This is a genomic window from Bacillus sp. PK6-013 (assembly GCF_054161445.1).
Genome location: NZ_CP096417.1, coordinates 1,488,057 through 1,507,450 on the forward strand (window position 1 = coordinate 1,488,057; position 19,394 = coordinate 1,507,450).

The 19,394-nt window shown below is 40.7% G+C and carries 24 protein-coding genes; 21 read left to right on the plus strand and 3 right to left on the minus strand.

Annotated elements, in window-relative coordinates; genetic code table 11:
- Window positions 1–168: 168 nt before the first annotated feature.
- From hxlA to M1E03_RS07525, 3 genes are all read left to right on the plus strand, one after another.
- Window positions 169–795, plus strand: a complete 627-nt coding sequence (hxlA, locus tag M1E03_RS07515) for a 3-hexulose-6-phosphate synthase (RefSeq protein WP_003183787.1) — start codon at window positions 169–171, stop codon at window positions 793–795.
- Between the two features lie 2 nt (window positions 796–797).
- Window positions 798–1,355: a 6-phospho-3-hexuloisomerase gene (hxlB, locus tag M1E03_RS07520; protein WP_039072880.1), complete on the plus strand. Its 558-nt coding sequence runs from the start codon at window positions 798–800 to the stop codon at window positions 1,353–1,355.
- Window positions 1,356–1,939: 584 nt separating this feature from the next.
- Window positions 1,940–2,329, plus strand: a complete 390-nt coding sequence (locus M1E03_RS07525) for a tautomerase family protein (protein ID WP_103749529.1) — start codon at window positions 1,940–1,942, stop codon at window positions 2,327–2,329.
- 85 nt (window positions 2,330–2,414) lie between these two features.
- Here the strand turns inward: M1E03_RS07525 and erm are convergent, their stop codons facing one another.
- Both erm and M1E03_RS07535 read right to left on the minus strand, forming a co-directional pair.
- Window positions 2,415–3,278, minus strand: a complete 864-nt coding sequence (gene erm / locus M1E03_RS07530; RefSeq protein ID WP_039072879.1) for a 23S ribosomal RNA methyltransferase Erm — start codon at window positions 3,276–3,278, stop codon at window positions 2,415–2,417.
- Window positions 3,279–3,554: 276 nt separating this feature from the next.
- Window positions 3,555–3,599: an erythromycin resistance leader peptide gene (locus M1E03_RS07535; protein ID WP_105980607.1), complete on the minus strand. Its 45-nt coding sequence runs from the start codon at window positions 3,597–3,599 to the stop codon at window positions 3,555–3,557.
- Between the two features lie 298 nt (window positions 3,600–3,897).
- Here M1E03_RS07535 and M1E03_RS07540 point away from each other — a divergent pair, with 298 nt between their 5' ends.
- From M1E03_RS07540 to M1E03_RS07550, 3 genes are all read left to right on the plus strand, one after another.
- Window positions 3,898–3,954 carry a hypothetical protein gene (locus tag M1E03_RS07540; protein WP_409333861.1) on the plus strand — a complete coding sequence of 19 codons (57 nt, stop codon included), beginning with the start codon at window positions 3,898–3,900 and terminating at the stop codon, window positions 3,952–3,954.
- Window positions 3,955–4,209: 255 nt separating this feature from the next.
- On the plus strand, window positions 4,210–4,917 hold the full coding sequence (locus M1E03_RS07545) for a DNA alkylation repair protein (RefSeq protein WP_105981108.1): 708 nt from the start codon (window positions 4,210–4,212) through the stop codon (window positions 4,915–4,917).
- Between the two features lie 44 nt (window positions 4,918–4,961).
- The gene (locus M1E03_RS07550) at window positions 4,962–5,558 is read left to right on the plus strand and encodes a class I SAM-dependent methyltransferase (RefSeq protein WP_105981107.1); all 597 of its coding nucleotides are present in this window, start codon (window positions 4,962–4,964) and stop codon (window positions 5,556–5,558) included.
- A gap of 446 nt (window positions 5,559–6,004) precedes the next feature.
- Here the strand turns inward: M1E03_RS07550 and M1E03_RS07555 are convergent, their stop codons facing one another.
- On the minus strand, window positions 6,005–6,418 hold the full coding sequence (locus M1E03_RS07555; protein ID WP_023855303.1) for an Lrp/AsnC family transcriptional regulator: 414 nt from the start codon (window positions 6,416–6,418) through the stop codon (window positions 6,005–6,007).
- 1,003 nt (window positions 6,419–7,421) lie between these two features.
- Here M1E03_RS07555 and M1E03_RS07560 point away from each other — a divergent pair.
- The 15 genes from M1E03_RS07560 to M1E03_RS07630 all read left to right on the plus strand — a co-directional run bounded on the left by M1E03_RS07560 (window position 7,422) and on the right by M1E03_RS07630 (window position 19,268).
- Window positions 7,422–8,183, plus strand: a complete 762-nt coding sequence (locus tag M1E03_RS07560; RefSeq protein WP_023855300.1) for an MBL fold metallo-hydrolase — start codon at window positions 7,422–7,424, stop codon at window positions 8,181–8,183.
- 41 nt (window positions 8,184–8,224) lie between these two features.
- Complete coding sequence (locus M1E03_RS07565; RefSeq protein WP_039072876.1) at window positions 8,225–8,641, plus strand: ester cyclase; 417 nt, start codon at window positions 8,225–8,227, stop codon at window positions 8,639–8,641.
- Between the two features lie 101 nt (window positions 8,642–8,742).
- Window positions 8,743–9,168, plus strand: coding sequence for an OsmC family protein (locus tag M1E03_RS07570; protein ID WP_158700705.1), 426 nt, complete (start codon window positions 8,743–8,745; stop codon window positions 9,166–9,168).
- Window positions 9,169–9,469: 301 nt separating this feature from the next.
- Window positions 9,470–9,730, plus strand: a complete 261-nt coding sequence (locus tag M1E03_RS07575; protein WP_009327831.1) for a metal-sensitive transcriptional regulator — start codon at window positions 9,470–9,472, stop codon at window positions 9,728–9,730.
- Window positions 9,731–9,896: 166 nt separating this feature from the next.
- Window positions 9,897–10,379 (plus strand): DsrE/DsrF/DrsH-like family protein, encoded by a 483-nt coding sequence (locus M1E03_RS07580; RefSeq protein ID WP_020452325.1) that lies wholly within the window; start codon window positions 9,897–9,899, stop codon window positions 10,377–10,379.
- A gap of 93 nt (window positions 10,380–10,472) precedes the next feature.
- Window positions 10,473–11,051, plus strand: coding sequence for a sulfurtransferase TusA family protein (locus M1E03_RS07585; protein WP_283931392.1), 579 nt, complete (start codon window positions 10,473–10,475; stop codon window positions 11,049–11,051).
- A 70-nt stretch (window positions 11,052–11,121) separates the two neighbouring features.
- A complete protein-coding gene (locus tag M1E03_RS07590) occupies window positions 11,122–12,252 on the plus strand; it encodes an MBL fold metallo-hydrolase (protein WP_283931391.1) in 1,131 nt (376 codons plus the stop codon).
- Window positions 12,253–12,283: 31 nt separating this feature from the next.
- On the plus strand, window positions 12,284–12,511 hold the full coding sequence (locus M1E03_RS07595; RefSeq protein WP_023855297.1) for a sulfurtransferase TusA family protein: 228 nt from the start codon (window positions 12,284–12,286) through the stop codon (window positions 12,509–12,511).
- Between the two features lie 54 nt (window positions 12,512–12,565).
- Window positions 12,566–13,348, plus strand: coding sequence for a sulfite exporter TauE/SafE family protein (locus M1E03_RS07600; protein WP_283931390.1), 783 nt, complete (start codon window positions 12,566–12,568; stop codon window positions 13,346–13,348).
- A 36-nt stretch (window positions 13,349–13,384) separates the two neighbouring features.
- Window positions 13,385–13,720 (plus strand): thioredoxin family protein, encoded by a 336-nt coding sequence (locus tag M1E03_RS07605; protein ID WP_105981103.1) that lies wholly within the window; start codon window positions 13,385–13,387, stop codon window positions 13,718–13,720.
- A gap of 21 nt (window positions 13,721–13,741) precedes the next feature.
- Window positions 13,742–14,800 carry a PAS domain-containing sensor histidine kinase gene (locus tag M1E03_RS07610; protein ID WP_023855294.1) on the plus strand — a complete coding sequence of 353 codons (1,059 nt, stop codon included), beginning with the start codon at window positions 13,742–13,744 and terminating at the stop codon, window positions 14,798–14,800.
- Window positions 14,797–15,441 (plus strand): response regulator, encoded by a 645-nt coding sequence (locus M1E03_RS07615; RefSeq protein ID WP_023855293.1) that lies wholly within the window; start codon window positions 14,797–14,799, stop codon window positions 15,439–15,441. Before M1E03_RS07610 ends, M1E03_RS07615 begins: the two co-directional genes overlap by 4 nt.
- Before the next feature lie 158 nt (window positions 15,442–15,599).
- The gene (locus M1E03_RS07620; protein ID WP_161517338.1) at window positions 15,600–16,799 is read left to right on the plus strand and encodes an NAD(P)/FAD-dependent oxidoreductase; all 1,200 of its coding nucleotides are present in this window, start codon (window positions 15,600–15,602) and stop codon (window positions 16,797–16,799) included.
- 47 nt (window positions 16,800–16,846) lie between these two features.
- On the plus strand, window positions 16,847–18,277 hold the full coding sequence (locus tag M1E03_RS07625; protein ID WP_328056286.1) for an MBL fold metallo-hydrolase: 1,431 nt from the start codon (window positions 16,847–16,849) through the stop codon (window positions 18,275–18,277).
- A gap of 493 nt (window positions 18,278–18,770) precedes the next feature.
- Window positions 18,771–19,268, plus strand: a complete 498-nt coding sequence (locus M1E03_RS07630) for a hypothetical protein (RefSeq protein WP_234026543.1) — start codon at window positions 18,771–18,773, stop codon at window positions 19,266–19,268.
- Window positions 19,269–19,394 lie beyond the last annotated feature (126 nt).

Sequence of the window (19,394 nt, forward strand, 5' to 3'; positions counted from 1 at the left end):
TACTGTTTTGGAGACAGTATCTTTTTCTATACCATATGAGGAAAAGTATAGTATGTAAAAAAAAAGTGCGTACTATTAATGGAATTTTCCCCTTGTTATACTCTTGATGTAACAAAATATGAAAAGAATAATCCGCGGAATTCTTAATTCAAACAGGAGTGATTGTAAGTGGAATTACAGTTAGCATTAGATTTAGTCAATATACCGGAAGCCATCGAAGTAGTAAAAGAAGTAGAAGAATACATTGATATTGTAGAAATCGGTACGCCGGTTGTGATAAATGAAGGACTCCGTGCAGTGAAAGAGATGAAAGCCGCTTTCCCGAATTTGAAAGTGCTGGCAGACCTTAAAATTATGGATGCGGCGGGGTATGAAGTGATGAAAGCATCAGAAGCGGGAGCCGACATCATCACCATTTTAGGGGCTGCTGAAGATATGTCTATTAAAGGCGCTGTAGAAGAGGCGAAAGCGCAAGGGAACAAAATCCTGGTGGATATGATTGGGATTAAAGACATCAAATCGCGTGCTAAGGAATTGGATGAGCTTGGTGTCGATTATATTTGTGTCCATACCGGTTATGACCTTCAAGCCATTGGCCAAAATTCATTTGAAGACTTAATGACGATTAAAAATGTTGTGAAAAACGCTAAAACGGCTATTGCAGGCGGAATTAAATTAGACACACTGCCCGAAGTCGTTAAATTAAAACCTGATTTGGTTATTGTCGGGGGCGGTATTGCAAATCAAGACGATAAAGCTGCGGCAGCCGCAAAAATGAAGCAGATGATCCAATAAACATGAAGACTTATGATTATGTAAAAGCGATCATCGCAGAGCTTGATCATGCAACGTCTCAAAATCAAGCGGAAGGTATAGAAGACTTAATATCCACTATCATGTCTTCTGAAAAAGTGTTTGTTTCCGGTGCAGGCCGCTCTGGTTTAATGGGGAAATCATTTGCTATGCGATTAATGCACATGGGGATCAATGCGTTTGTAACAGGGGAAACCGTAACACCGGTATTTACCGAAAAAGACTTGCTTATCGTGGGCACGGGATCAGGGAAAACAGAAAGTTTGTTTCATATGGCGGAAAAGGCAAAAGATATCGGAGGCACTGTAGCAACAGTTACGATCTCTCCAGATTCGCCGATAGCTGAAATATCTGACCTGATACTGCAGCTGCCCGGCTCCCCAAAAGATCAAACGACAGGCAATAAACAGACGATACAACCGATGGGCTCGCTTTTTGAACAGACTCTTTTATTGTATTATGACGCTATCATATTGCGAATCATGGAAATGAAAGGGCTGAATACTCATAACATGTATGGAAATCATGCCAATCTTGAATAATAGAAAATCGCCATCCGTAATCTTGGATGGTGATTTTTTTGTATGCAAATCTGTTTTTAATATATCATTTACATCTATATTATATTTTTAAAATGTGGATAACGTAAACTGGAGCAGGGACTAAATGGATATATGAAGAAAGGAGCTTATTATGCTTACAAGTTTTAGCTTGGTTGGGTTTATCCCTTTATTTGTTTTTATTATTTTCATCATATTCGTGTTGAGAAAGCTTGTCCTTTTTTTAAGAAATAAGTAGAGTGTTGATAAAGAAGGAGGCGGTCTTCGTAATTTCCGCCTTAACCGCATTCGATTTCATTTGACTGGAAGACAAAAAAAGCGTTTTCTGATTATGTTATTGTCATGTTTTGATGAACTATTATGTACATACTCATCTCCTAAAGAACGGGTGTCAACTAATTTTTAATAATACAGACCTTATATCTTCGATACTGATAAAACAGATGAAAAGATGATCAATTGTTGAATATATTTTGGTTATGTGTTATGTTTTTATCAAGTTAGCAGACATCATTTCTTGTTATTTTGCTAACGAAATTTAAAATGATCAAAAAGGGGATAAACAAATGCCATTACTACGTTTCGATCTAATAGAAGGCCGTGATGAACAAGCATTAAAAAAATTATTAGATACCGTACACGATGCGATGGTAGAAGCGTTTAACGTTCCGGAGAAAGACCGCTATCAAATTGTCCATCAGCATCCGGCGAATGAGCTCATCATCCAAGATACAGGTTTGGGATTGAATAGATCAAAGGATCTGGTTGTGATCAGCATCACCAGTAAAACAAGAACAGAAAGTCAAAAAGAGAAATTGTACGCTTTACTTGCTGAAAAGCTTGAAGCGGAATGCGGCATTTCTCCTGAAGATGTCATGGTGTCCATCACAGAAAATGGAGATGCCGATTGGAGTTTCGGCCTCGGCGAGGCGCAGTTTTTAACTGGAAAGCTGTAAGCGGGCAAAAGGAATGTTGACAGGGACATCTGAATCCCTCCAGAAAAGCTTAAGCTGCTGACGAGACGTCAGCAGCTTTTTTTCTTTATATTTCTCCGGGTTTTCGCTTATTTGCTCTTGGCCATTTGTGGTGCATCACATATTGAGTCATCGTGTTAAAAATAACCGCCCATTGGTTTTCGGTGAGCGTTCCAACGGTTTTTTCATTGTTGATTTTTAGACTTTTTCTTAAGTGTTTCATTTGACGCGGAGTAAAAATTCCGCGTAAAGCAACACAGAAAGGGGCTTGCGGCTCCTTTAGCGCATATTCGGCAAGCCCAAGAAACGCAATGTAATGTTTATGTGATAGAGGCGCGTCTTTTTTTCGTGTTATTCTGACCATTGCCGAGTCCACTTTTGGAGGGGGAGAAAAATGCTCTTTCGATATTTCTCTGACAATGCCAATATCAAACCACATTCTCCAAGCTAAAACATAGGAATTTTTAATGAATTTTGATGTGAAACGTTTAGCAGCCCCTTTTTCCATTACGATGATCCCTTTTTGAAATCCGCTTGCAGGATTGTTCAAGAGCATTTTCATGATGGGAGTTGTGATGGCATAGGGAATATTAGAGACCACCACAAACTTTTCTTTTGGTAAATGAATCTTCATGATATCTTGATGAATAATTTTCGTATTTGGATGCTGTGCTGTTTTACGTGTGAGTATAGCAACGAATTTAGAATCGTTTTCCACTGCCAATACCTTACCGGCTTTTTGACTTAGCACAGTTGTCAAAGCACCTTTTCCCGCTCCTAACTCTAAAACCGTATCGTCTATGCTAATATTTGCCCGATCCACAATTTCTTCAATTAATTTTTTATTATGCATCAAATGCTGTCCGGAAAAATTCGGATATTCCCCGCGGTTTAACTTTTTTCCTCTGTACTTATGATTTTTTTTCTTCATGTTTCCTCTTCCTCTCATCATAAAAAATCACAGGCGGTCTGCCTGTGATTCAGAGTAAAGGGAAGAGCCATCCTTTAAGGATGAATCCGCGGTATTTCCATAACCAAATAAGCCTTTCTCAGCCGTTAGAAAAAAAGGATTAAACAAAAAAGAAAGGCAGAACGATCCGCCTTTCTACAAGTTACAAATTTTATATGCAAATTGAAGATTATTAAAAAAGGACAGACTGATCCCGTTTACTCTGCATACACAAACAGAGCCTTTGAACGTATTTAATTACTGGTTCAAAGTTGGGAAACGCAGTCTCATTGAGTGTGTCATTTTTTAATAATCCTCCTGAAAAGTTAAAGTTACGATCTCATTGTAGGGCATTCTTTGGAAAACGTCAACGTCTGGAATTTTCTTCTCCTTACGAATATCGCAGGGGTTAACCAGGCAGTGTTAAGAATAGGAGTCTGCTAACATTGAAATTATAGATGTGATTGTCTATAATTCAAAATACAAATCGTAATATTTATGATTTGTAAATAACTCATAGAAAAGTGGTGCAATAACATTGAATCAGTCATTCGCATTCTCACGGCATCGCAGACTGCGCTCAACACCGGGTATCCGGGATTTGGTAAGAGAAAATCGGCTTTCCGCTGACGATTTCATATATTCTCTGTTTGTCTAAGAGGAAAGGCGGTCAAAAACAACCCCTTTCTGCTTGTTAAAATGTTTCACATAATAAATATAAATGATATGCAGAGGAAATTTAGTTTTTATCAGACTTAGAAACAAAACAGCCGCTAAAAAAGATGAGGATCATGATGTACCGTTTATGGAGAGCAAAAAACAAATAAAGTTGATTTGTATTGATTAGATGAAGCGAAAGAGCATGATAATGGAATCAAAGAAATGAATTTAATTTACAGAGGGAAGTGAAAGCATGGATTTTGGAACGGTTATGAAGGAACTTGAAGCGCTGGGTACGGAAAATATGAAAAAAAGATACATAACGAATGGTGCACACGAACCGCTTTTTGGTGTGGCTACAGGCAAAATGAAGCCGCTTGCAAAGAAAATCAAGAAAAATCAACCTTTGGCGGAGCAGCTTTACGCTACCGGGAACTACGATGCCATGTATTTTGCCGGCATTATTGCTGACCCAATCACAATGACTGAAGCAGATTTTGAGCGGTGGATCGATGAGGCGTATTTCTATATGCTATCTGATTATGTTGTTGCAGTAACTTTGGCAGAAACCGATTTTGCACAGGCTGTTGCTGATAAATGGATCTCAAGCGGTGAAGAGCTTAAAATGTCGGCAGGCTGGAGCTGTTACTGCTGGCTTTTAGGTAATCGACCGGACGATGAATTTAATGTGACCAAAATTGCCGGTATGCTTGATCAGGTGGAACAGGCGATTCACGATTCTCCGGATCGAACAAAATCGGCTATGAATAACTTTATCTACACAGTCGCGATTTCATATTTGCCGCTTCATGAAAAGGCGGTTGAAACCGCAAAAGCAGTAGGCTCGGTCGAACTTCGGCGGGACAAGAAAAAAAGCAGTATCCTGAACGCTTCCAAAAATATTCAAATGGATATTGATAAAGGCCGCCTTGGTTTCAAACGGAAATATGTAAGATGTTAGTACAGTCTGCAGTGAAATTTCTAAAAATAAATAGGGAGTGGAACATGGAAGATAACGTTTTTGAACAGATGGCAAAACGATATGATTCAGAAGAAAGAATTGAATTAGCAAAAGTGATCGTGAATGAAGTAAGACAGGAATTGAGAAATAGTCAATCAAAATCTTTAATCGACTATGGGAGCGGTACGGGTCTCATTAGTTTAGAATTATCAGATTTAGTACATTCTATTTTGTTGGTCGATTCATCAAAACAAATGCTGGAGGTGGCAAAAGCTAAAATTTCTCGCAAAGGAATCGCCAACGCAAAAGTGCTTTATTCAGATTTTATCCAAGAAACTCCTGAACTGAAGGCAGACATCGTTTTAATGTCACTCGTCCTTCTTCATATTCCGAATACGAATAAAATTTTACAAGAATTGTTCGGTGTTTTAAATAATGGCGGAAAGCTCTTAATTATTGATTTTGACCAAAACGATAAAATTCAACATCCGAAAGTTCACAGCGGTTTTTCGCACGAAGAATTGAAAAAAAGATTATCCGATGTTGGATTTAAATCAACTGAAATGAAGACATTCTATCACGGCCATCGTATTTTTATGAATCAAGCTGCCTCAATGTTTATATCTAGCAGCATAAAGTGATTTCTTGTTTTTTGAAAAGAAATAGCGGAAGCCGGAAAACGATCCGGCTTTTTCTGCTTTCTATTTCTTCAAATAAGGAAGAAAGGGCCGGCGATGACTTCTTTTTCTCTGCCGTCCAGGGTGTTCGTTTTTTTAAGCTCTGTGCCTGAGCTGGATAGTGTCAATGGCGTTCTCCGATCCAGAGAACCTCGATGAGCGAAATTTCGTGTACTACTAGAATTTATCCGTTTCCTGAGCGAAAAAGAAGTGAGCGGTTTTAAACTTAAACAATAAAGCTATTAATAGAGATGATATACGAAAACGAAATATCATGCTCGGGTTAGGAGATTTTCAAAAAGCCCTTGATTTCGATTCAAGGGACTTTAAATGTGAGGCGATTTCTTCAATAAAGTCGGATTTCAATCTTGGTCTATCAAAAAACAGGAATCGTCACTTTTAATGATGAACTAGAGCTTATTAATAATGACAGTTAATTTATAATTAACATGTCTGTTTAAGTTGATCAAAAACTGATCTAATGATTCATTGGATGGGAATTTGCATTCCAGGAGATAACAGCCGTCTCCGCTGATTTTATAATTGTTGATGACATATTCATCTTGTGTTTTGATAAAGGATAAATAGGATTGATGATGTGTACTTTTGGTATAGATATTGAGCATCGCGTGAACAGTATAACCCATCTTTTTTTCATTTACTTTAATTGTATACCCCTCAATCACTCCGTTATCTTCTAATTTTGCGACCCTGGCGGCAGCTGCTTGTCCTGTCAAATGGACTTTTCCGCCCAGCTCTTTCATCGTAATTCGGCTGTTTTTAGACAGTTCCTCCAAGATCTGCATATCCGTTTGATCTAACATAGCATTCAAATCCTTTCAAAAATCAAGTTAATCGGCAAAAAAGAGTGATTGATTCTATGCATTCTCGTCAATGAGTGACATTGTAAACTATACGGAGATAAAAGAAAAAGAGATGTGTCTCATGAACGGTTCTCATACTCAGTTCGACTGGAACTTCAAGATTAACACTCCAACTATTATGGGGGCATCCCTTCAGGCAATGAGCAACCTTCTGGCGGCATGTCCGAGTCGCCCGTTGAGGAGGCCGGCGGCGAGGTGGCCATAAGTGGGTAGGGACGCATCAAGAGGATCTTCCAAAGCGGATCACCACTTCAGCGTAATTTCGGCGCCTGCGAAATCACCTCACTAACCGAGAGAGGTTTATCTCAAAGTGTGTCATCGAGCAATTGATGCCTTTTTTATTGTCATTACACTCCATTTAAAAGAGTTTTTTAAGCTTATTTTTATATATAATATACGGTCTTTCCAAAACAAGTCAAACGGTCAAAAGATCAAAACGGCGAACACTTAAAAAGGCGGCTAAGCCCTAAAACCTTGACCAGGCAAAATATCAAGCAATGGCTTGGTCTCTTTTTTCATGAAAACAATAAATTTGAAGCCGACATGATAGCGGCGCCTGGCTGCTCCTTACCACTTCTCATTTAAAACAGTGGCCTATTGATCAATAACAATCGGCAATTATAGAGTGATCTACTCGTTTACTCTCCAGAAACCCACCAAGAAAAACAACAGCTTTTCTCTTGTGAATTGATATATGAGAGGGCTCATGATAAGCGTATTCGTACATAGATGAATTAAAGCATATACAAAATCCCCTGTTGAACTTGCTTCATTTAATCATTATCTTTATCCAAAATTCAGGCTATATTTAAGCTTGCTTTGCATCCATGAATACATTCTTTCAAAATTCAAGTCAAACGGCCAAAAGACTTGATTTAATCCATGTATTTGATAATTGAGTGTAGGTAAACTATAGGTATATCAAAGAAAAGGAGTTTTACACATGAACATTCAACAAATTCGTAATGCCACGCTTATTGTCGAATATGCAGGCAAAAAGTTTTTAATAGACCCAATGTTGGCTGAAAAAGGTGCTTATCCTCCATTCCCAAATGCGCCAAGGCAAGATCAAAACAACCCTTTAGTTGAATTGCCAACGTCTGTCGACAATATTATCAATAAGATTGATGCTGTTATTGTTACTCATTTACATTATGACCACTGGGATGAAGCTGCTAAAGAGGTATTGCCGAAAGATATCAAGTTGTTCTCCCAAAATGAAGAAGATGCAACAGAAATACGAAATGCCGGCTTTAAAAATGTCGAGGTTTTAACAAAAGATACGGTCTTTGAAGGTATTCACTTAATCAAAACCAAAGGTGAACACGGAAGAGGAGAAGTTTTAAAACTTGCAGGACTTGTATGCGGCGTAGTGTTCAAACACGAAAGCGAGAAAACGTTATATGTAGCCGGAGATACCGTATGGTATGAGGGGGTTCAGGAAGAAATTGATACACATCAACCTGAAATCATTGTCGTAAACGGCGGAGATAATCAATTCTATGAAGGCGGTTCGCTTATCATGGGTAAAGAAGATATCTATGAAACGCATAAGGCTGCCCCAAATGCAAAAATTATCGTGAGCCACATGGAAGCTGTCAACCATTGGGGATTATCCAAAGAAGAATTAAAATCCTTTATTCATGAAAAAGGAATCTCTTCTCATGTTTTAGTACCTGAAGATGGCGAATCATACTCATTTTAAATTCAAACAGAGAAATATTTAAATGAAGGAGACGAGCATTCATGATGTCCATTGAAAATAATAAAGAATTGGTTCGTCGTTACTTTGAAATAATTGAACAAGAAAAGTATGAGGAATTGAAAGACTTTTGCCATAAGGACTTTGTATTCTATCCGCAATTAGATACACCGTTTCCGGGTGTAGAGGGTTTAATTGAATCAGAAAAGAAAAATTTTGATGCTTTCCCAGGTTTCAAAATGCCAATTCAAGCGATGGTAGCTGAAGGAGACCTAGTAGCCGTTTATTTTATATTTGAAGGTAAGCACACAGGTATCCCATTTGCTGGAGTTCCTGCAACGGGAAAAAACGTTAAATTCTCTCTTATGATGTTGTTACGTATTGTTAACGGTAAAATTATTGAGCATAGATCTCATGTGGATGTGCATGATATTCTCCGTCAGCTTAGCGGTAATGCTTAATATAAAGTACAGTAAAACTTTTTCTTATCTTTTTTCTTAGAAGACTCCTTTTTTAAGGGGCTTCTTTTATATATCGATGTCAACTAAAAGGAGTGTTTGTTGTGAAAACAAATGTTAAGATTGCTTGGAAGAATGGTGTCAATGGGAACGGTTCTCTTAAAACAGAATTCCTGAATACAAACATTGCGATTCCTGCTGAATTCGGCGGTAGTGGAAATGGAGCCTCTCCCAAAGAAATTCTTGTAGCATCTGCAACAGCTTGTTTTACATCTGTTCTTATCTCTATGATCGAATCAAGGGATCTTCCTGTCATTGATGTGGCGGTTGATTCTGAAGGGCTTAACTCTGAAGATGAATTTAAAATCATTCATCACCCTCGTTTCGTTTTATCCGGGAATAAGACAGAAGAACAAATTCAAACAGCAAACCGCCTATTTGCAATGGCTGATAAAGGATGCGCCATTGGGAATTTGCTGAAAAAAGCTGGTGTCAAAATTGAGATTCAAGGAGAAATCTTAGCGAAATAAATCGAATCATGGTTTCGATAGATAACAAGTTTTAAAGGATCGCTTATTATACTTCCCTTTCTTTACAGGAGCCTAAAATTTGATTTATCTTCATTAGTTCAGTATATTATACACATAGGGGTATGTGTATTGGGCGGGTGATATTCCAGTAGAATAGGCTGTTTTGTACAAAAAGTCATCACAGGCTGGATTCTTAACGAATATGACAGAAATGCAGGACAGTTCATATATCCGCATAGTAACGGTTTCGCGAAACTGTTGATAAAAATGATATGCTATCATCAAAATGGGAGGTAATCTGATGGAATACGATGATCAATTAAAAAATAGGATTAAACGAGTTGAGGGTCAAGTTCGAGGGATATTAAAAATGATGGATGAAGGAAAAGAGTGTAAAGAGCTCGTAAGCCAAATGTCAGCGGTTCGTTCTGCATTAGATCGCGCCATTGGTGTTGTTGTAAGCAGCAACTTGGAGAAATGCGTTCGCCTTCAAATCGAAAGAGGAGAAGATACCGAAGACCTCATTCAAGAAGCCGTTAATTTATTGGTTAAAAGCAGATAATGTTTAGATGGCTGTTGTTTATGATACAGCCTCTATATACCCCTGGTTAAAAGAAAAATTTTTTGCTGTTTTTATACCCTCTAGGGTATAAAAAAGCTGACTTATATTTTTTTAGTTTATTATATACCCATGCGGGTATAGGTATATAAAATAGGAGAGTTGATCAATGTCAGACCAAAAAGAAAAAACGACCATTGTTTTATTTAGCGGTGACTTAGATAAGGCGATTGCCGCTTTTATTATTGCTAATGGAGCCGCTGCTTACGATCATGAGGTAACAATTTTTCATACATTTTGGGGCCTTAACGCTTTAAGAAAAGATGAACCGGTGCCGGTAAAGAAAGGGCCGCTTGAAAAAGCATTCGGTTTTATGATGCCCCGGGGTTCAAAGAAATTCGGATTATCTAAAATGAATTTTGCCGGTATCGGGCCTAAAATGATCAAACATGTCATGAAAAAGCACGGCGTATTATCTTTGCCTCAGCTGATTGAAATGGCCCAAGAACAAGGAGTAAAGCTTGTTGCCTGTACAATGACAATGGACTTGTTAGGCTTGCAAAAAGAAGAACTTATCGATGGTATTGATTATGCAGGAGTTGCCGCATATCTCGGGGATGCCAACGAAGCAAAAGTGAATTTATTTATATAACGGTCTCCAAATTAAACGGTGCTTTAAGGAATATGGTTGCCGGAGCGATCAAATGGAACCGTGATACAGAAAATGAGTATGGAGGGATGATTGATGAACATCAAATCTGACCGCGTGTTAGATGCAAAGGGGCTTGCTTGTCCAATGCCCGTTGTAAAAACGAAAAAGGCCATCAATGAGTTAGAACCGGGGCAGGTAATTGAAGTGCATGCTACTGATAAAGGGTCTCTTGCTGATATACAGGCATGGGCAAAAGGAAGCGGCCACCAGTATCTCGGGATGACAGAAGACGGAGATATATTAAAGCATTTTCTTCGTAAAGCAGGTCACTCGGAAATAAAGAAAGAAAAAACGTTTCCTTATGTGATTCAAAATGAAGAACTTCAAAAAAAGGTAGAGGCGGGAGAACGGATAACAGTCGTTGATGTTCGGGAACCTGCAGAATACCGTCTCGGCCATATTCCAGGAGCGATTTCAATCCCATTAGGTGAACTTGAAAAAAGAGCAAATGAACTGAATAGAGACGGGAAAATGTACGTTGTTTGCCGTACAGGTAATAGAAGCGATCTGGCAGCTAAACAGCTTGCAGCTAACGGCTTTAAAGACGTTGAAAATGTGGTGCGGGGAATGGAGGAGTGGTCAGGGCCTATTGAAAAAGGATCAATAAATTGAAAGGCTGCAAAAGTTGCGACCATTGCAACATGATGCCAATGAGATGCTAACAATCTAAGGAGGTTTAGAAGTGGACTTTACAATCATTTCACCAAAAGAAGTAACCGAAAAGCTATTAAGAAAAGAATCGTTTTTTATTTTAGACGTACGAAATAAAGATGCCTTTAGTGATTGGAAAATCGAGGGCAGCCGGGTTGAACATTTAAATGTTCCGTATTTTGATTTAATTGATGGTGTAGATAAGATTGCAGGCCAAGTTCCTAAAGATCAAGATGTTTTAGTGGTTTGTGCCAAACAAGGGTCTTCAGAGATGGTTGCACAGCATTTAGTGGATGCCGGTTTTGAAAGAGTTTTTGCGCTTGAAGGCGGCATGAAGGCGTGGAGCGAATTTTTACATCCAGTAAAAATAGGAAACTTGAAAGAAGGAGGCTCAATCTATCAATTCGTAAGAATGGGGAAAGGCTGTTTATCCTATTTTATTGAGACTGACGGAGAAGCGATTGTAGTTGACCCTGCTCGTACTGTAGACGCATATATAGATTTTGCAAAAGAGAGAAACGTTACAATTAAACATGTGGTCGATACACATTTACATGCGGATCATATTTCTGGCGGACGTTTACTGCGTGAGCGTACAGGAGCCGCATACTACCTGCCGCCAAAAGATGCAGAGGAAGTGCAATATTCGTATGAACCGTTAATTGAAGGTCATGATGTTTCGATAGGAAATACAACCATGAAAGTGGAGCCTATCTACTCACCGGGCCATACGATCGGAAGCACATCTTTAATTGTTGATAATCACTATTTGTTAACAGGAGATATTTTATTTGTTGAATCAATCGGCCGGCCAGACTTGGCTGGAAAAGCCGGGGACTGGGCAGAGGATTTACGTAACACGTTGCATGAAAAATACAAACAAATATCAGGTGACTTGATTGTTCTTCCAGCTCACTTTTCGACAGTCAGTGAATTAGGCAGTCAAGGGCAGGTTCAAGCTAAGCTGAGTGATGTATATAAAAAGAATGCCGGTTTAAATCTGGATGAAAATGAGTTCAGACGTGCTGTATCAGAAAACCTGCCGCCACAGCCAAATGCCTATCGGGAAATTCGGCAAACCAACATGGGCAGAATAATGCCGGATGCTGACAGACAAAGTGAGATGGAAATTGGACCAAACCGTTGTGCGGTTCATGGATGAATATAGATTTGAAGATAGGGAGAGATAAAACATGAAATCAGATAAAGTCATAGATGCTAAAGGATTCGCGTGCCCGATGCCAATTGTGAAAACAAAAAAAGCGATGGATGAATTGCAATCCGGAGAAGTGTTAGAAGTACATGCCACTGATAAAGGGGCAAAAAGTGATCTGACAGCATGGGCGAAGTCAGGCGGTCATGAGTTGCTTCAAGGTACTGAGGAAGATGGTGTACTAAAGTTTTGGCTTAAAAAAGGTTAAGGTGATAAAAGGGGGGACTATTCCCCTTTTTATTGAAGAAAAGGGGGAAAGCCGGTGGACATCTCTTTTATTCTTCTCATATTTTTCATCGGATTTGTTGGCTCTTTTATGTCCGGAATGCTTGGTGTCGGCGGGGCAATAATTAATTACCCTCTATTATTATATATTCCTGTGTTATTAGGGTTTACAGGTTTTTATGCTCACCAGGTTTCAGGTATTGTCGCAGCCCAGGTTTTTGTTGCAACATTTTCCGGTGTATGGGCTTACCGGAAAGACGGTTACTTAAATAAAGAACTGATCTCCATCATGGGATTAAGTATTTTGATCGGCAGTCTGATCGGTGGTTATGGGTCACATTTTTTCTCTGAAGACGCCATAAACCTGGTTTACGGATTATTGGCGATTATCGCTGCCATCATGATGTTTATTCCAAAGACAGGAACAGAAGCTCATCAAAGTGATCACGTTCGCTTTCCAAAGATATTAACCTCAATCATGACTTTTGCAGTCGGTTTGACTTCGGGCATAGTCGGTGCGGGCGGAGCTTTTCTGCTTGTTCCGCTCATGTTAGTCGTTTTAAAAATACCTACACGAATCACAATCGCAACATCGCTCGCAGTTACATTTATTTCATCGGTTGGAACAACAGCCACAAAGCTTATATTCGGACAGGTGCCCATTTTGCCGGCTTTGATTGTAATGGCTGCCAGTCTAATTGCATCCCCGATCGGTGTTTTCATTGGCAAGAAAATGAATGTCAAAGTTCTTCAAGGTATTTTGATATTCGTTATTTTGCTTACAACAGTGAAAATTTGGGTTGATATCTTCCGTATTTAAGGATTTCTGTATGATCCGTTTTGAAGGAGGGATTGGATGAAAGAGATTACAGAGCTGACTTCAATGGTGGCAATTGAGACATTTATAACCGGTCATAAATTAAGTTTTATATATATATCAAGACCTCAATGCACAGTCTGTCACGCTGTTCTGCCTCAGCTTAGAGCACTGTTGGCCCGCTTTCCAAAGATCAAATTAGGACATATAAATGCTGACATAGTGGAGGAGGTTGCCGGAAGGTTTTCAGTTTTCACAGTTCCTGTGCTTCTTTTGTTTATTGAGGGAACCGAATGTCTAAGAGAAGCGCGTTTTGTTCATTTTGAGCAGCTTGAACAAAAGTTAAAAAGAGTCTATCAGTTGTATGAGGAATAGATAGCTAAGGGAGGGTCCATGATGTGTCAAAACCCGACTCGGTATAAAGAAGAAGGAATCTCAATGGAAAGCGGCTATTTAAGGCAGATCTTCGACCACTTGCAGGATGGAATCATCATGATGGATCAGGAACGCAGAATTCTGGTGATGAACCCGTCCGCAGAGAAGATGACGGGATGGAAATTAGGGGACAAGGTTCCGTATTGTTCCTACTGCCAAACGAGAAAATTGGAAGTGGGAGAAGAGCGTTGTTATTTGCTGGCCAAGCGGGAAGTTCCTTATTTTCTTTCTTCGATGCCCACCTATGAAGGGCGATTCGTCGACATGGAGATGAGTACGGCTGTCATTTCTGAAAACGGCGATCAAATGGAAGTTCTTTTGGTTCTGAAAGATTTAACGATAAAGAAAAAGGAAGAGGAAGCGCGGATCTCCAAGCTTGTTCTGCAAAAAACGCTAGAAACTCAGGAAAACGAACACAAGCGGCTGGCCCAGGAACTGCACGATGGCGTAGGGCAATCGCTTTATTCGGTTTCAGTAGGTATTCAAGCGATTCAATCGCGCATGGAGCAGGAAGAAACATTTAGAGAGTACATGCAGGAAATCATCGATGAATTGGAAAAGGCGATCCAAGACGTCAAGCTCTACGCTCTCCAGCTGCGGCCGCACAGTCTCGATCAGCTGGGGCTGATTCCTGCTGTCGAGCACCTTGTGTCCAGCTTAAACAAGACTCATCAGGATGTTTCTATTACGTTTGCCTCAAGCAATGTCAGCAATCGCTTGCTGCCGATTTTTGAAATTAATTTGTACCGAATTATTCAGGAGGCGCTGCATAATGCCCTGAAATATTCGCAGGCGACACTTATTGAAGTCATACTGCACAAAGAAGACGGCGAGCTCGTTTTGATCATTCAGGACGATGGCATTGGTTTTGAACGCGGGCTGACAGAGGAAGGCCTGGGGTTCAAACATATGAAAGAAAGAGTCGATCAGATGGAAGGAAGCCTTCGAATTCACTCTGCACTTCAGAGAGGCACGACGATTAAAGTGAAAGTACAGGACAAGGAGGGGAAGGGAGAGTGATCAGGGTATTGCTGGTCGATGACCATATGATGATTCGCAAGGGCATCCGTGTCCTTTTGGAAGGCTTTTCTGGAATTGAGATTGCGGGAGAAAGCAATAATGGCAACGAAGCCGTTCTTAGCACCGGACAGTTGAAACCGGATGTCGTGCTGATGGATTTGTCGATGCCGAACGGGTTGGACGGATTCACAGCGAGCAGTGAAATCCGAAAGTTGAATCCTTCTGTTAAAATCGTGATTTTGACAATGCATGATGAGGAAATTTTTGTCCAAAAAGCGATAGAGGCAGGGGCTCATGGATACGTCTTGAAAAACAGCCATTATCGGTTGCTTTATCAGGCGATTGTCGAAGTGTACAGGGGCAATCTCTTTTACAAGACATCTGTATCGCCAGACATCATTGATCAATGGCTGAATTCAGATTCCCAAAAGCCGCCTTCTGTTTTAACTGTTCGCGAAAAGGAGATTCTCAGATTCATCGTTCTGGGTTATGCCAATAAGGAGATTGCCGATAAACTCTCAATCAGCGTCAAAACCGTCGAAAATCATAAAACAAATATGATGCAGAAATTAAAACTGGACTCGAAACACGAATTAATCCAATATGCGATCAAAAACAAATATCTCGATCTGACGTTCTAACATACTACCTCTTAACCTTGTCAGCTTGGGAAGACGGGGCTCAAATAAAAGTAGGGGAGTTCCCCTATACAAAAAAAGGAAGATGGATGGTAACTTAAAAAACGAGAGACACATCTTTAAGACAAACAGCAACTTTTTAAAACAAAAGGTGGTTGACTATGGCAAGACAAGCTCGTTATACCATTGTCATTGTAGGAGCAGGGACTGCTGGCATCTCTGTCGCCGCCCGTCTCGTCCGGGCTTCTAAAAAACTCAAAGGACAAATTGCCATCATTGACCCGCAAACAAAGCACTACTACCAGCCTTTGTGGACATTAGTCGGAGGCGGCGCAGCGAAGAAGGAAGAGTCCGAGCGCGAATTAGCTTCCCTGATTCCTGCCGGGGTAGACTTGATCGGCGATGCTGTAACAGAGTTTCGCCCGAATCAGAACACACTTCTTACAAAACAAGGAACGATCGTTTCCTATGATTATCTCGTTGCAGCAGCCGGTTTGCAAATCGATTGGGCCGGGGTCAAAGGTTTGAAAGATGCGGTTGGAAAAAACGGGGTTTGCAGCAACTATTCATATCATACGGTAGACAGCACTTGGGAAAATATCCGCAATTTCAAAGGCGGAACCGCCATTTTCACTCATCCTGATTCTCCCGTGAAATGCGGGGGAGCTCCGCAAAAAATTATGTATTTAGCAGACGACTATTTTCGCAAGTCAAATGTTCGCAATCAATCGGACATGATTTTTGCATCGGCGAAATCAACCATTTTTGATGTCACCAAATACGCAAATGCGCTCGAAAAAGTCGTCCGGCGCAAGGATATCCAAACGATGTACAAGAGAAATCTAATCGAAATTCGGCCTGATTCAAAAGAAGCCTTGTTCGAAAACTTGGATACGGGAGAGCAGGAAGTATTAGCATATGATCTTCTTCATGTGACGCCGCCGATGAAAGCGCCTCTATTCATCAAAGAAAGCGCATTGGCGGATGCCGGCGGCTGGGTCGATGTTGATCCGTACACTCTGCAGCACAAAAAGTTTGCCAATGTTTTCGGAATTGGTGACTGTGCCAACCTGCCGACGTCCAAAACAGGAGCTGCAGTTCGTAAACAGGCTCCGGTTGTGGTGCGAAATCTGTTGTCCTTGATCAAAGGATCTTCATTAGATGCAAAGTACGATGGATATACCTCGTGCCCCTTGGTTACAGGATACAACAAACTCGTGCTGGCCGAGTTTGACTATCACAAGGTGCCGCAAGAAACGTTTCCATTTGATCAGTCCAAGGAACGATTCAGCATGTACCTGTTAAAAAGAAGATTGCTGCCCATCATGTATTGGAATGGCATGTTAAAAGGACTGATGTGATGTGAAAGGATATATTCCCGCAAATGTTTCAAGAGGAGGAATACAACATGTTATTGCGCTATTTTTACGATGAAAAACTGGCCCATGCATCCTATCTGGTTGGCTGCCAAAAAACAGGGGAGGCGATTGTCATTGATCCCGGCCGCAATCTGAAACCATATTTGCAAGCAGCCGAAGATGAAGGGCTAAACATCACAGCGGCCGCAGAAACCCATATTCACGCCGACTTTGTTTCCGGCGCTCGCGAACTCGGCGCTACAAATCAAGCGAAACTGTATCTTTCCAATGAAGGAGACGCAGACTGGAAATACCAATATGTCGATGAATTGAACCATCAACTTGTAAAAGACGGCGATCGCTTTTCCATCGGAAACCTGATGTTTGAGGTTATGCATACTCCCGGCCATACCCCGGAAAGCATTTCCTTCCTGTTGACGGACGGCGGAGGAAATGCGGATCGTCCTATCGGCATCTTTACAGGAGATTTCGTCTTTGTGGGCGACATCGGCAGACCCGATTTGCTCGAAAAAGCGGCGGGAATCAAAGGAACGTCAGAATCGGGAGCAAGAGAGATGTTCAAGTCCCTCGGAAAGTTTAAACAACTCCCGGATTACTTGCAGGTTTGGCCGGCTCATGGCGCAGGCAGCGCTTGCGGCAAGGCATTGGGAGCCATTCCAACTACGACTGTCGGCTACGAAAAGATGTTTAACTGGGCAATGGCATACACCGATGAAGAAGAATTTGTTAAAGCCTTGCTTGACGGGCAACCTGAACCGCCAGAGTATTTCGCTGTGATGAAACGAGTAAATAAAGAAGGTCCTGCATTGCTCAAAGATCTTTCTGCTGTTCCAGAGATTACGTCGATTGAACAAGTGAAAGATTTGCAGGGAAAAGAGCAGATTGTGGACACCCGCCCTTCCCGAGAATTTGCTGAAGGGCATATCAAAGGCACAATCAATATTCCATTCAACAAGGCGTTTACGAACTGGGCGGGCTGGCTCATCGACTATAATCGTCCTGTGTACTTCATAACGAATCCGGCCGAAGTGAACGAACTCCTGGAAGCGCTGCGTTCTGTGGGCATTGACAATGCGGCAGGGTTTATGGATCGTGACAAAATCCTGGCAAGCGGTGCTTTTTCACTTGAATCGTACGCGGAGATTACACCACCTGAAATCGCAAAATTAGTCGATGACGGATTCGTGCACGTGCTTGATGTTCGCAATCTGACTGAATGGCAGGAAGGTCATATTCCGAATGCCCAACACATCATGTTGGGAACGCTCCAAGAACGTCTGGATGACATTAGAAAAGACTGTCCGATCCTTGTGCAATGCCATTCCGGAGCCCGATCTGCAATAGGGGCCAGCATCCTGCAAGCTAACGGCGGTTTCAAACAAGTTTTGAGTTTGAGCGGCGGCATTGTCCAATGGCAGAAAGACGGTCTTGCCATTACAATCCCTTGCAGCGGATTTTAATGAAAGAAAATTTCTGCTCAAGCGCATGGAATAAAGAGTCAAGAGGCCGATATTGTCTTACTCCCGGCCTCTGACTGATATTATTTCCGCTTTTCCTTCTCAGTCCGATCAAATCTCTGAAACATTTCCACAGCCCCGCTTCTTCGCGTTTTCTCTGTCTTCCGATCATGGCCGAAACGGCCGACGATGACTTTTTTCCGTCCAAGATGTCGATACATTCCTCTGCGTTTTATCGACTTTAGGAAATTGGTATTGACAAAAGTGTTGTGCAAAATAACCCCTTTTTATAAAATCTAAAGTAATTATTTGGATTTTCAAGGGGGAGAAGTGTGAAAAAGAAAATGTATGTTTCAATAGTACTCCCTTTTTGCAGGTGGTTCTTTTGTGACTCCATATGACTTTGTCTCGGCTAAAGGGTTTGTAGAACATAACTGCCATTGACGATCTATATTACTCAGGGAAAAAGACAAGGGAAATTGTAAAAGCTGGGCAGATGCACTTTACACTGGAAACAACATACCATGAAAATGGAATCGTTGAAGCCATCGTTACGGAAAATAAACATACGACTCATATTCAATATAACCCTGCAACGGGCATGACCTTATTAAACGGTGTAATATTAGAAACAAAGAAAGAATTTGAAATGGGCTTGTCAGCATACAAACAAGTATACATGGGGACTGTTATCAATTACGTTCCGGCAGGCACTTTAGTTGGAGCGGCAATTTCTTTGACAAGTATATGGAGCAGGGTTCCTGCAAGCAGAGTAAAACAAACAGTTTTAACCCTAACTTCATTGGCTGTAGGAGAGACACTTGATAAATCAATAAAGGTGAAAATCAAGCAATACAGAACTTCGAAGCCTATCCAAGATGGAAGCATGTGTTACCAACAATATAAATATAAACATAAGTCCACATGGTATTATAAGAAAAAACAAAGCAAACAACAAAGCTCAAGCTGGTTTTTACAAAGTAAGCCCTGTTAAGGAGCGGGAAAATGAGCAAATGTCCGGTATGCAGGAAACCGTTTACTTTTAGAGAAAAATATAAACTTATTAGAACAAAAAAGTCAACTTGCCCCAAATGTAAAAGTCCGCTAAAGGAAACAACAG